Below are 13,085 nucleotides of genomic sequence, written 5' to 3'. Positions count from 1 at the left end.
TAATATATTAATTTCTTGTGAATCAAACGTTAAGTTCCTGCTGATTTACCATTTCTTTCGATTGTTCGAAAAAGTCCATAAAGTAGGGAAACAGGCCTGAAAAAAGGTTGAACAGCCCTGGAGCAAAAGAGACTACCGGTTCGTACAGCATACTGCTCTCACTTGTGGATTCACTTATTTTTCCTCCAAAAGACTCAAATATCCAAAAGAAGATACTAATAAACAATGCCCATTTCACGATGCCCATCAAACTGCCAATGATGTCATCCAGACTTCCAAGTAACGTCATGTCGATTATCTTCTTCACCGTCTTCCCAATAACATTGAGTAGTACGATAATACCGATGAAAATGACGGTAAAAGCAATGATTGGAAGCAAAGAATCGTACCCTTCAATATATTCAGATAGGATAGAAATACCCCAGTCCAATAGTTTGATACCTGCGAGTATGGCAGCAAAAAAAGCCACCAACGAAATAATCTCCATCAGCATTCCTCTACGGAAGCCAGTATAGGCGCCAATAAGGAGGAATACCAAAATGATTATATCTATCGTATTCACTCTTAAGTTAATAGGGTTTTTACCATAGCAGAAATCGTCTTGCCATCTGCTTTACCAGCTAAGGCTTTCGTCGCCATGCCCATTACTTTGCCCATATCTTGTGGTCCAGAGGCGCCTACTTGATCAATCACCTTTTGCAATTCTGCTTTCAGTTCCTCTTCTCCGAGCTGCTTAGGCAAATATTGACTGATGATATCCAATTCTCCTTGCTCTTTGTCGGCCAAATCATCTCTACCTTGTTCTCTGAATAAGTCAGCAGAATCCTTCCTTTGCTTGGCGGCCTTCATCAATAGCTTCACCTCGGCATCTTCAGAGATGTCCTCTGCTGCACCTTTTTCTGTTTCTGCCAAAAGGATCATGGACTTAATAGCTCGCAAAGCGGTCAGTTTTTCCTTTTCCTTAGCCAACATGGCGGCTTTTATATCTGCATTTATTTGATCTTTCAAGCTCATAATTCTGGTTTTCTTAATCGATGATTTGATTATTTTTGCGGCAAATTTAATCAGAAAGAATTCTAACCCAATTCGTCGCCTAAGATACAAAAGGCTCGTATATCTAGTATGACAAAACTTAGCGTAAACGTAAATAAATTTGCTACCATCAGAAATGCACGTGGTGGCAACAATCCTGATTTGGTGAAAGTAGCCAAAGACTGCGAAAAATTTGGAGCGCAGGGCATTACTATTCATCCAAGGCCCGATCAAAGGCACATTACTTCAGAAGATGTTTATCAATTGAGTGAAGTAGTCACCACGGAGTTCAATATTGAGGGATACCCAGATGAACGATTTTTGAGAATAATTGAAGAAGTAAAACCAGCGCAGGCCACTTTAGTGCCGGATCCACCGGAAGTATTAACTTCTAACGCTGGTTGGGATACGCTTTCTCATGCTTCTTTTTTAAAGGGAGTAGTTGATCGGATCAAAGCTGCGGGTGTTCGAAGTTCTATCTTTATTGATCCCATACCCGAACGAATTGAAGGAGCTGCTAAAGTCGGAACAGATAGAATTGAACTTTATACAGAATCCTATGCCACCGGCTACTTGAAAGATAAGGAAGGTGCTGTTCGATCCTATGCTAATACTGCACGTTTGGCTAAAGATCTAGGACTTGGGGTGAATGCGGGGCATGATTTGGACTTGGCAAATCTTAAGTTTTTGAAGGAGCAAATACCCTTTATGAATGAAGTGTCTATTGGTCATGCGTTGGTCTGCGATGCTTTATATTATGGCTTGGAGAACACAATTGAACTATACAGAAGGGAATTGGAATAGATGGAATTATTGAACTACAAGAGGTTTGGCCAGGGGCAGCCGCTAATTATTCTTCATGGTTTTTTAGGTTCGTTGGACAATTGGTTAACCCTGGGTAAAAGGTTCTCAGAACACTACGATGTGATCTTAGTGGACCAAAGAAATCATGGAAAGTCATTTCATTCTAATGAGTTTGGATATGAAGGAATGGTGACTGATTTGGAAAACCTGATCGATGCGCTTGAATTAGATAATCCGATTCTGCTAGGCCATTCTATGGGTGGAAAAACAGTCATGCAATATGCTGCTTTTCATCCTCAAAAAATTGACAAACTCATTGTTGCTGATATTGGCCCAAAGGGCTACCCAGTTCATCACGATAGGATTTTAGAAGGACTTAATGCCATTCCAGTTGATACATTAGCGTCTCGCCAGGAGGCTGACGAAGTATTGTCCGGATATGTGGACATTGAAAGCACGAGAGTTTTTCTTTTGAAAAACCTTAAAAGAACTTCAGATGGTTTTGATTGGAAAATGAACTTACCGGTACTCTGTGACAAAATCAATGAGGTGGGCAAAGAACTCAGTTATCACCTTCCCATCGAAACAGATGCCTTATTCATTAGAGGAGGGAGTTCAGATTATATTGCTGATGAGGACTGGGAGGAGGTCAAAGAAATTTTTACTCATGCTGAACTGGAGACCATCGACAACACTGGCCATTGGCTTCATGCTGAAAATCCAGACAAGTTCTACGAGCTAGTGACTAACTTTCTGACATGAGTGATAGAAAAATCTATATGATTCCAATGGTGATTGCTGAAAACACCGAGCAAGAGGTAATTAGCGATCAGGTAAAACATGTCATCAAGTCACTGGACTATTTTTTAGTAGAAAATGTAAGAACTGCCCGTAGATACATCAGTAAATTGCGCTTAGGCTTGACTATTGAAAGCCTGGAGTTTGATGTGCTCGACCGTAAAACAAAACCCGAGCAAGTAGAGGCCTATTTCGCAAAAGCTGGTGAAAAAAATATAGGGATACTTTCTGAATCAGGATGTCCGGGTATTGCTGATCCTGGAGCCGTTGCTGCTTCTGTTGCACACAGACAAGGCCTCAGAGTAGTGCCTCTCAGTGGCCCTTCGTCTATTTTTATGGCGTTGATGGGTTCTGGTTTTAATGGCCAGTCATTTGTTTTTCATGGCTATGTGCCGATCGATAAAAAAGATCGGGAGAAGAAAATTAAAGCCATGGAGGATGCTGCAATTAGATTACGGCAGACGCAAATCTTCATGGATACGCCCTATAGAAATCAAAAATTGTTTGAGCATCTGCTCAAAGCCTGCCACCCGAATTCCCTACTTTCTGTAGCCAAAGGTATTACTGGCGATGAGGAGTTTATTGCGACCAAATCCATTAGCGAATGGAAACGTGAAAAAATTAATCTACATAAAACGCCAACTATTTTTTCGCTTTATGCGTGAGCAAGTGAGACTTGTTTTTAGAAACAAATCATTTAGCCTAAATTTGCCGACTTAAAATTAGAAACCATATAGAATATGCCATATTTATTTACATCGGAATCTGTATCCGAAGGACACCCTGATAAAGTAGCAGATCAAATTTCAGATGCGCTTTTAGACCATTTTCTTGCATTCGACAACCAGTCCAAAGTGGCTTGTGAGACTTTGGTGACTACAGGTTTGACCGTGCTGAGTGGAGAGGTAAAAACTGAATCTTATATTGATGTTCAAACTGTGGCGCGAGAAGTGATCAATAGAATTGGTTATACTAAAGGCGAATATCAATTTGATGGAAATTCTTGTGGGGTAATTTCTGCGATTCACGAGCAGTCTCCTGACATCAATCAGGGAGTGGAAAGAGCCAGCGAAGAAGAGCAAGGTGCCGGAGATCAGGGTATGATGTTTGGCTACGCGACCAACGAAACAGAAAATTATATGCCGTTGGCATTGCAACTTTCTCACATGCTGTTGATCGAATTGGCCTCTTTGAGAAGAGAAAATGACGCCATCAATTATTTGAGACCAGATGCGAAGTCTCAGGTCACTATTGAGTATGACGACAACAATAACCCAATTAGAATAGATGCCATTGTGGTCTCTACTCAGCATGATGATTTTGATGAAGAGTCTGCGATGCTTGCTAAAATCAAGGAAGACATTGTTAAAATATTGGTACCAAGAGTAGTGGCTAAATTGAAGCCTGAGCTTCAAGCTTTATTCAATGACGATATCAAATACCACATCAACCCAACTGGAAAATTTGTAATCGGAGGACCTCACGGTGATACTGGATTGACAGGAAGAAAAATCATTGTGGATACATACGGTGGAAAAGGTGCTCATGGTGGTGGTGCATTTTCGGGCAAGGATCCTTCTAAGGTAGATAGATCGGCGGCCTATGCGACAAGACACATTGCCAAGAATTTGGTAGCAGCAGGAGTAGCCGACGAAATATTGGTGCAAGTATCGTACGCTATTGGCGTTACCGAACCGATGGGAATTTTTGTGAATACCTATGGAACAGCTAAGGTTAATTTGAATGACGGCGAAATCGCCAACAAAATTTCGGAGATTTTTGATATGCGACCAGCTGCCTTGATCAAAAGATTGAAGTTGATGAATCCTATCTACTCTGAAACTGCAGCCTATGGTCATATGGGACGTACGCCAGAAATCAAGAAAGTGACTTTCTCTAGCCCGGCAGCCGAGGACGTGACGCAAGAAGTTGAAACCTTCACTTGGGAAAAATTGGATTACGTGGATCAAGTGAAGCAGTCGTTCGGATTATAATTTTTCCGAACTTTTTTGCTATAAATTGCGATTACTACATTTGACTTATAATTGATAAGAATGAAAAAGGTAATCGCAATTTTTTTTATACTCCTGAATGTCCAGGCCTGGGCACAAATCCTAAAGCCAGCCACTTGGTCGATCGAAGTTTCTAACCCTGCTGCACAGATGGGTGACGAAGTAGATTTGATCTTCAATGTGAAGATAGATGACGACTGGTATCTCTATTCCACAGACTTTGATCCTGATCTTGGCCCTATGGTTACTGAGTTCGAGTTTATTCCTCATTCGAGCTATGAAATTGTGGATTCGCTGGCACCGATCGGTGCAAAGAAAAAATATGATGAACTGTGGGAAGGTGAGTACACCTACTTTCGCCATACGGCTAAATTCGTCGCTAGAGTAAAAATTCTTTCGGAAAATCCCGAGATCAAAGGCTCGTATGCCTACCAGGTATGTACCGATGTAGATGGCAAGTGTATTCCCTTCGACGATGAATTTAGCTTTGGGGAACTGACAGGCTCTAATGCCAAGAAACCTACTACAGAAGAAACTCAGTCCAAAGAACAGACTTCTACTACCCGTGAAGTAGAAAAAGCTGATGTACTAGATCAGCGAGATGTCAGTGATCCCTATAGCTTGTGGGCATTTATGATTGCGGCATTTTTGGCTGGTGTGGCGGCCATATTTACACCTTGTGTGTTTCCTATGATACCCATGACGGTGAGCTTTTTCACAGGTAAGAAAAAGGGACTGGGTGTACTTTACGGCTTGTCCATCATTATCATTTATACTTTGATCGGATCTCTACTGGCGCCATTTATGGGACCCGAGACGGCCAACGAGCTGGCGACGAACTGGGTGCCAAATGTCATCTTTTTTGCGGTCTTTGTGATTTTTGCACTTTCCTTCTTAGGACTATTTGAAATCACCTTGCCCAGCAAATTCGTCAACAATGTAGATAAGCAAGCCGACAAAGGCGGCTGGATTGGGGTCTTCTTTATGGCCTTTACTTTGGTTCTCGTATCTTTCTCATGTACAGGCCCATTGGTGGGGACGATTCTAGTGGAGTCTGCTGGTGGATTGATATTAAAGCCGATTCTAGGCATGTTCGCCTTTTCACTGGCTTTTGCTTTGCCGTTTACAGTATTTGCATTGTTTCCCAGCCTGATGAACAATATGCCTAAGTCTGGTGGCTGGCTCAACAGTGTAAAAGTGGTACTTGGCTTTTTAGAATTGGCCTTTGCCTTCAAATTTTTGAGTATTGCCGATCAAGCTTATCATTGGAACATCCTAGATAGAGAAGTTTATCTGGCGATTTGGATTGTGATATTCACACTTATGGGATTCTACTTGTTGGGTAAAATCGAATTGCCTAACGACAGTAAAACAGAAAAAACATCAGTAGGTGGATTGATGCTTGCCATCATCACATTTTCATTTGTAGTGTATTTGATTCCAGGGATGTTTGGTGCTCCCTTAAAAGCACTTTCGGGTTATTTACCTCCCCAGACTACTTTAGATTTTGATTTGACTATTTCCAGTAGCGTTTCAGGAAACGAAGAAAGCACCATCTGTGAGCTACCCAAATATGCAGACTTTCTGCATTTGCCACATGGCATACAGGGCTACTTTGACTATGATCAGGCATTGGCTTGTGCCAAAGAACAGAATAAGCCGTTGTTCATCGATTTTACCGGGCATGGTTGTGTGAACTGTCGCGAAATGGAAGCTCGTGTGTGGTCCGACCCTCAAGTATTAAAAAGGCTGAAAGAAGATTTTGTAGTAGTCGCCCTTTACGTGGATGACAAAACTGAACTACAAGAATCAGACTGGTACGAATCCACTTACGACGGCAAAATCAAAAAATCTATTGGTAAACAAAACGCCGATTTTCAAATTACTCAATTCAATAATAACGCTCAGCCTTACTATGTCATTCTCGATACTGAGGGGGAGCTAATTCCTCCGATTAAGGCTTATGACTTAGAAATTGCTAATTTTGTGGCGTTTTTGGATGAAGCCAAAGCGGAATTTGAGAAAAGACAGTAAGAATAATATGCAGTTTTTGAAGAAGTGGAGTTGGAGCGTGTTGTTGTTGGCAGGGATTGTACCCGTCACTATTTATTTCGCCTTTTTGTATGAGCCTGTACCAGCAGAGGAGCTGGTAGAGGTGCCAGTAGTCGAAGATACAATTCAGGCCTATATTCCTAAAAAATATTTCGGTATAGTCATCGATTCTCTTCAAGTGGAGGAGGGAAAGATCCGACGAAATCAAAATCTGGCAGACATTCTCAAACCATTTAATGTGCCTTATGAAAAAATTCATAAGGTGGCTAAAGACTCGAAGAAGGTTTTTGATGTCAGGAAATTTGTTTCTGGCAAGCCGTATTCTATGTTGTACAAAGGAGATAGTCTAAAAGAAGCCACACACTTTATTTATAGACCCAACCCCATAGATTATGTAGTGATCGATTTTCAGGACTCAGTGCAGATGTATCAGGCCAGTAAACAAATTGAGCTGAAGGAAACAGAAATGGTCGGAGAAATCAACACCTCGCTATATGTCGATATGCTGGAGTCTGGTGGAAATGCTGATTTGGTCAACAAGCTGGTCGACGTATTTGCCTGGCAGGTAGACTTCTTTGGCATTCAAAAGGGAGACAATTATAAACTGATCTACGAGGAACAGTATGTAGATGAAGAGTTGGTTGGTATTGGAGATATCAAAGCGGCCTATTTCGAGCATATTGGGGAGTCTTTTTATGGTTTCCAATTTGAGCAAGATAGCATTGGAAAAGATTATTTTGACGAAAAGGGACAGAGTCTTAGACGTGAATTTTTAAAGGCGCCTTTGAGTTTTACTCGAATTAGCTCGAGATATACAGGGCGAAGATACCATCCAGTGCAAAAGAGATACAAAGCGCATTTGGGGACTGATTATGCCGCACCAGTAGGCACGCCGATCCGAGCAGTAGCCGATGGAAAAATTATAGCGGCTAAGTACAACCGATTCAATGGTAACTTTGTGAAAATACAGCATAATGGCAACATAGCTACTCAATATCTCCATATGTCCAAAATTGCTAGTGGCATTAGAAATGGCAAAAAAGTAAAACGAGGTCAAACCATTGGATTTGTGGGATCTACGGGTTTAGCAAGTGGCCCGCACCTTTGCTATAGATTCTGGAAAAATGGCGTACAAGTGGATGCGCTCAAAGTAGACCTACCTCCTTCAGAGCCCATTTTGCCCGAAAACATGGCTACCTTTGATTCAGTCAGGCTCGTTTGGCAACAGCGCTTGGATCTTATGGAGATACCTATTGAGCAAGCGGATAGCGTGGTTTACGCCAGCATTGTCAGGTAAGTTATTGGTTATCAGTTATTGAGTGACTAGTACTGATTGACCCTATTAACTTATTAATCAATAACGATTAACCATTCAAACATGAATTACGATACAGCACAAATATCTGATCTGATAAAAAACCGCAGATCGATTTTTCCTAAAAACTATTCAGGCGAACGTGTGCCGGATGAGGTAATATCTGAGATGCTAGAAAGCGCCAATTGGGCACCAACCCACAAGATGACCGAGCCATGGAGATTCACTGTTTTTTGCGATGAAGGCATCGAAGTATTTGCTGATTTTCAGGCGGATTTGTACTTGAAGTCTGCGGGCAAAAAGTCAGATAAAGACAAAGTCAAAAAACTAAAATCCAAGCCATTGATGTGTTCACACATTATATCGATTGGGATGAAGAGAAACAAATCCATTCCAAAAATGGAGGAAATAGCTGCCGTGGCTGCCGCTGTGCAAAATATGCACCTCACCGCTACAGCACATGGCGTTGGTTGTTACTGGAGCACAGGAGGAGTGACATACAATAAGGAAGCGAATGCCTATTTTGATTTAGGAGAAAAAGACCTATTAATGGGCTTTTTGTACATTGGGATGCCTAAGAAAGCCAAGTGGCCAAAAGGGAAGCGAAAATCCATAGATAAGAAGGTGAAGTGGGTGAAGAAATAACTACTTCCAAATAATCAATTCCCAGCGATAGGCCCACCGCCAAGAGAGGCTGTAGTTTTCGATACCGGCCAGTCGCAAATATTTTTCAAGTTCGGGTCGGGTAAAAGAGCGCTCAACAGATAGCACCGAGTCATATTTGACCATTTCAGATTTCGACCAGTTGGTGATTAGGTACTTGGTGAACAGGTAGGATAGCCAATGACGATGAAGGTCATTGATCACGATGCCAACTCGCACTTGGGCAATTAACTGTTTGAGTAACTCTACAATTTCACTTTCTTGTAAGTGATGGAAAAAGAGACTAGCATGGGCAATGTCAAATCTCCTTGCTCTAAATTTTTCTCCTAGAACGTCTTCAGAGGCAAACGAAATATTGAGAATTTTTTGACAGTTTCTTTCAGCATATTCCACAATGTATTCGTTGGCATCTATACCTGTCAACTTCAAGTCCTGATTATGTTTGCTGCCCCATTGAGAGAACAACTTTAGTGTGTCTCCCCCTCCACATCCTAGATCGACAATTTCGAAAATCTGTTGGGGAGTTTTTTGCATCAATTTTATCACACTATTCAGCGAAAGCTGATCACCGCCCAAATAGGTGTTGATTTTATTGAGCTCTTTAAGCGTTTGATTAACGACTTCTCCCTGGCAAAGAAAGTCATCCATGATTTCCTCTTTGTAAGAACGTCGTTTGAGAAAATCTAACATCAGTCTAGACGGTTTTGAACAAAAGACTTTCCAATGTAAGCCCGGGACCAAAGGCAAAAGACAATATTTTTTTATGCGTCTGATTTTTCATTTGGGACCATACTTGTTTGAGAACAAATAGCACAGTAGGAGAGGACATATTCCCATAATTTTTCAATACTTCATAGGAGGCATGGTTCTGTGCTTTGGTAATGCCTAATTGATTTTCTATTGATTCCAGGATCTTTTTGCCTCCAGGATGGATAGCATAGCCATTTATTTCGCTAAGAGATAAATTGTTCTTTGCCAGAAGTTCTGTTGTCAATTGATTGATTCCTCCTTCTATTATTTCAGGCACATATGAAGTCAATGCCATTTCAAAACCAAAGTCTCCAATTTGCCAGGCCATATCATTTTGACCACTTATAAAAAGTTGACTGGATGAACTTATGACCTCAAGTGCCTGTTCATTCTGCCTATGCTGACCTGACACAACAACAGCAGCGGCACCATCAGCAAATAGAGAATGAGCGAGCAGATTATCCTCGGTCTGTTCTTTCTGCAAATGCAAACTGCACAGTTCCACACTCGCAATAAGAACTTTTGCATTGGAGTTGTTGTCACAAATTTCTTTAGAGAGATTTATGGCATTCATGGCGGCATAGCAGCCCATAAAGTTGAGACTATTTCTTCTAATATCTGTGGTCAGGTTGAGTGCTTTGATTAAATCAACATCCAGACCAGGGGCATACATTCCTGTGCAACTCACTGTAATCAGGTGGGTGAATTCTGAGAAAGGGTGATCGTTTCCCAAACAGTCTGTGATAGCAGATATGGCCAACTTCAGAGCTTCTTGTCGATAGACATTCATTCGCTTTTGTGTGCTTGGAAATTGGTCGAAGGTTTCATCATTGGGATAAAAACTGAATGTGCCTAGGCTCTTTTTATAATCATCCAATACGGAATATCTATGCTGTATTCCTGTAGCACGATAAAGTACCTTAATTTTTTTTTGTTCAATGGGATCTGTAACGAGATGATTGCACATAAACTGCGCCAGATCCTCTTGAGAGTAGCGATTGGCCGGATTGGCTGTTCCTATAGCTGTGATGTATGCACCCATTTTCTAAAGTGGAAAATAGTGAAAATTTTGGGATTCGAACAAAATATTAAAAAGGTAGATTGAGAAACAGATTAGACGATCATTTAATAAATTGTTCCTAAAAGGCATACAATGACCAAATCCACATTTTTACATTTACGTTTTCCTTTTTCTTTTTTTCTTATGCCGGTATATCTTTTTGGTGTAGCTGTAGCTCAGCCTGAAGATTGGGTTAGAGTCTCTTTGGTCTTTTTTATTCTTCATTTTTTGTTGTATCCGGCTAGTAATGGCTACAATTCTTATTTTGATCAAGATGAGGGAAGTATTGGCGGACTTGAACACCCACCTGAAGCGACAAAGAATTTATACTACTGGTCCTTGTCTCTTGACCTGCTGGCGCTTGGACTTGGGTTAATGATTGATTGGAAGTTTAGTTTGATGCTCTTGGTATATGGATTAGCATCCAAAGCTTATAGTCATCCTGCAGTAAGATTGAAAAAACGAGCCATAACGGGTTGGTTGGCAGTGGGTATTTTTCAGGGTTATTTCATCTTAATTATGACAGTTCATGGTGTTTCATCCGTTACTTTCAATTTATTTGATTGGCAGTGGCAACTACCAGCCCTATTGAGTTCATTGTTACTACTAGGGAGTTATCCTATGACTCAGATCTATCAACATACTGAAGATGAAAAACGAGGAGATATTACGATGAGCCTGAAACTAGGTGTATTGGGAACATTCTATTTTACGGGTGCTTTTTTCTTCGTATCGACTTTGGGTTTTATTTATTACTTCAAAGAAGCTTACTCGATTCAAATAAGTCATTTGTTCATCATTTTGATGTTTCCCTTAGTAGGATATTTTTTTTATTGGTTTTTAAAAGTGCGAAATGATGTGAGCAAGGCAGATTTTAGACATACGATGCGATTAAACTTTGTATCCGCTTTGATGTTGAATCTGTTTTTCTTGATTTTTGCCTTGTATATTTAATGGACTCAATGTCTGCCATACCCAATCAAAACAATCTGGACCAAAACTTTAAAGACTTATATTTTGAGTTTTATGAAACTGCGCTACGTACGGCCATATATGTGCTAAAGCAACAGGATGCTGCTGAAGATGTGGTTCAGAATGTGTTTCTCAAACTTTGGGATAAGCGAGAGCAACTTGATCAACTTAACAATCCTAAAGCTTACATCATGCAGATGGCAAGGAACGGAGCCCTGGATGCTGTCAAAAAAGGAGACCATCTCGGAGAAGAGTTTATTCCGCTGGAGTTTGAAGAAGGTTTGGTTGATACAAATGCTGAGCAAGATGGTATGCGCAAAGCTATAGAACAAGCCGTATCACAACTGAGCCCTAAATGCAGATTAGTTTTTTCATTAAGTCGATTTGAAGGTTTGACCAACCCAGAGATAGCCGAACATCTTGATGTGTCTATTCGAACGGTAGAAACACAAATTTCTAATGCCCTTAAAAGTTTCAGAACAGATCTGCGACACTATTTTATTGAATTTTTAGGCTGGGGCCTTTTGATTTGGACCCAATGGCTAGATAAAAGTTCAGAATTATTTTTTTAAGTTTTTACGTGTTTTAGAATTTGGGACGTCTTAATACCGAACCCCAAAGGCAAAAACATGAACGATCAGAAATTTTTCGACCGCTGTGCTCAAAAGTTAAGCGGAGCCCTTTCTCCTGAACAAGAATCAAAGTTTTCTATTGATTTAGAAAAAGACCCGGAGAGGAAAGAAGCTTATCATGCATTTGAAAAACAATGGGAAACAAGTGGCAAGCTCAAACTTAGATACGAAGCGAATCCTCAATTGGCTTGGGAAAAGTTTTCTGAACTGAAATTTGATCATAAACCTATCACAGTTCGTTGGATTCATTTCGCCACTCGCTTAGCAGCGATGGTGCTCCTTACTATCGGTCTGGGGTTCTTGATTCGGGAGTTCGGGAAAACAGAGCCTTATCATTATGCAACCTTTGAAGGAGAGACCAAATGGGTGGTACTGCCGGATAGCAGTCGAATCAAACTTAATGAATCTACGTTGCTGACTGTGGCTTCTGATTTTAATGCTAAGGAACGGAATGTTTCTTTAAAAGGAGAAGCATTTTTTGAAATCTCCAGGGATGAGTCGAAGCCTTTTATCATTCATGCCGAAGGAGCCAGAACCCAAGTATTGGGTACCTCTTTCAATATTCGAGCAGTCGAAGAAGAACCCAAAGTAGAGATATATGTGATAAGCGGAAAAGTTTCTTTTGCAGCCAATGAAGCTGAGCTCATTCTTACTCATGGTATGGCGGCGAATTTTGATAAATCACTCGATCTGTTGGCACTTGAAACAAATCAGGACAATGCGTTGGCTTGGCATTCAAACGCATTGGTGTTTAAAGACTCTCCTCTTCATCAAGTGTTTGCTGATCTTCAGGACTATTTCGAAGTTGAAATATTCATAGCCAATGACAACATAAAAAACTGCCGATTTACAGGTGAATTCAAGAAACCTAAACTAGAAGAAATATTGAAAGTAATAGCCATTACTACTGGTACCACTCATACCGAAAATAAAAATGGCTATACCATTCAAGGAGAGGGTTGCTCTCCAGCACAATAGTCAATTACTCAAAACTC

The 13,085-nt window shown here is 40.7% G+C and carries 14 protein-coding genes; 10 read left to right on the top strand and 4 right to left on the bottom strand.

The genetic code is table 11. From position 1 onward, the window contains the following. Window positions 1–22 precede the first annotated feature (22 nt). Together ACOQO5_RS02180 and ACOQO5_RS02175 are read right to left on the bottom strand one after the other, a co-directional pair. Window positions 23–562 carry a CvpA family protein gene (locus tag ACOQO5_RS02180; RefSeq protein WP_420580037.1) on the bottom strand — a complete coding sequence of 180 codons (540 nt, stop codon included), beginning with the start codon at window positions 560–562 and terminating at the stop codon, window positions 23–25. 2 nt (window positions 563–564) lie between these two features. Next, the gene (locus ACOQO5_RS02175; RefSeq protein WP_420580036.1) at window positions 565–1,014 is read right to left on the bottom strand and encodes a GatB/YqeY domain-containing protein; all 450 of its coding nucleotides are present in this window, start codon (window positions 1,012–1,014) and stop codon (window positions 565–567) included. A gap of 108 nt (window positions 1,015–1,122) precedes the next feature. On the opposite strand from ACOQO5_RS02175, the gene ACOQO5_RS02170 reads away from it, so the two are divergent. From ACOQO5_RS02170 to ACOQO5_RS02140, 7 genes are all read left to right on the top strand, one after another. Next, the gene (locus tag ACOQO5_RS02170) at window positions 1,123–1,836 is read left to right on the top strand and encodes a pyridoxine 5'-phosphate synthase (protein WP_420580035.1); all 714 of its coding nucleotides are present in this window, start codon (window positions 1,123–1,125) and stop codon (window positions 1,834–1,836) included. Further along, window positions 1,837–2,598 (top strand): alpha/beta fold hydrolase, encoded by a 762-nt coding sequence (locus ACOQO5_RS02165; protein ID WP_420580034.1) that lies wholly within the window; start codon window positions 1,837–1,839, stop codon window positions 2,596–2,598. After that, window positions 2,595–3,299: an SAM-dependent methyltransferase gene (locus tag ACOQO5_RS02160; RefSeq protein WP_420580033.1), complete on the top strand. Its 705-nt coding sequence runs from the start codon at window positions 2,595–2,597 to the stop codon at window positions 3,297–3,299. The genes ACOQO5_RS02165 and ACOQO5_RS02160 overlap by 4 nt, the downstream gene beginning before the upstream one ends. 75 nt (window positions 3,300–3,374) lie before the next feature. Further along, entirely contained in the window at window positions 3,375–4,628 is a 1,254-nt protein-coding gene (metK, locus tag ACOQO5_RS02155; protein ID WP_420580032.1) for a methionine adenosyltransferase, read from the top strand. A 60-nt stretch (window positions 4,629–4,688) separates the two neighbouring features. Continuing rightward, window positions 4,689–6,680, top strand: a complete 1,992-nt coding sequence (locus ACOQO5_RS02150) for a thioredoxin family protein (RefSeq protein WP_420580031.1) — start codon at window positions 4,689–4,691, stop codon at window positions 6,678–6,680. Next, a complete protein-coding gene (locus ACOQO5_RS02145) occupies window positions 6,664–7,995 on the top strand; it encodes a peptidoglycan DD-metalloendopeptidase family protein (RefSeq protein WP_420580030.1) in 1,332 nt (443 codons plus the stop codon). The genes ACOQO5_RS02150 and ACOQO5_RS02145 overlap by 17 nt, the downstream gene beginning before the upstream one ends. 81 nt (window positions 7,996–8,076) lie before the next feature. Next, window positions 8,077–8,658 carry a nitroreductase family protein gene (locus ACOQO5_RS02140; RefSeq protein ID WP_420580029.1) on the top strand — a complete coding sequence of 194 codons (582 nt, stop codon included), beginning with the start codon at window positions 8,077–8,079 and terminating at the stop codon, window positions 8,656–8,658. On the opposite strand, the gene ACOQO5_RS02135 is transcribed toward ACOQO5_RS02140, so the two are convergent. Both ACOQO5_RS02135 and ACOQO5_RS02130 read right to left on the bottom strand, forming a co-directional pair. Then, window positions 8,659–9,366: a methyltransferase domain-containing protein gene (locus tag ACOQO5_RS02135; RefSeq protein ID WP_420580028.1), complete on the bottom strand. Its 708-nt coding sequence runs from the start codon at window positions 9,364–9,366 to the stop codon at window positions 8,659–8,661. Between the two features lie 4 nt (window positions 9,367–9,370). After that, window positions 9,371–10,468 (bottom strand): type III polyketide synthase, encoded by a 1,098-nt coding sequence (locus ACOQO5_RS02130; RefSeq protein WP_420580027.1) that lies wholly within the window; start codon window positions 10,466–10,468, stop codon window positions 9,371–9,373. 162 nt (window positions 10,469–10,630) lie between these two features. Here ACOQO5_RS02130 and ACOQO5_RS02125 point away from each other — a divergent pair, with 162 nt between their 5' ends. The 3 genes from ACOQO5_RS02125 to ACOQO5_RS02115 are packed head-to-tail and all read left to right on the top strand — an operon-like array spanning window position 10,631 to window position 13,068. Further along, window positions 10,631–11,440, top strand: coding sequence for a UbiA family prenyltransferase (locus tag ACOQO5_RS02125; RefSeq protein ID WP_420580026.1), 810 nt, complete (start codon window positions 10,631–10,633; stop codon window positions 11,438–11,440). An 8-nt stretch (window positions 11,441–11,448) separates the two neighbouring features. Beyond that, the gene (locus ACOQO5_RS02120) at window positions 11,449–12,030 is read left to right on the top strand and encodes an RNA polymerase sigma-70 factor (RefSeq protein WP_420580025.1); all 582 of its coding nucleotides are present in this window, start codon (window positions 11,449–11,451) and stop codon (window positions 12,028–12,030) included. 57 nt (window positions 12,031–12,087) lie between these two features. Continuing rightward, on the top strand, window positions 12,088–13,068 hold the full coding sequence (locus ACOQO5_RS02115; protein ID WP_420580024.1) for a FecR family protein: 981 nt from the start codon (window positions 12,088–12,090) through the stop codon (window positions 13,066–13,068). Window positions 13,069–13,085: the final 17 nt, after the last annotated feature.

Origin of the sequence: Reichenbachiella sp., assembly GCF_965223055.1 — a bacterium.
Classification (GTDB): Bacteria; Bacteroidota; Bacteroidia; order Cytophagales; family Cyclobacteriaceae; genus Reichenbachiella.
Note: the sequence above shows the minus strand (reverse complement) of the source record. Positions and strands in the feature narration are given on the sequence as shown.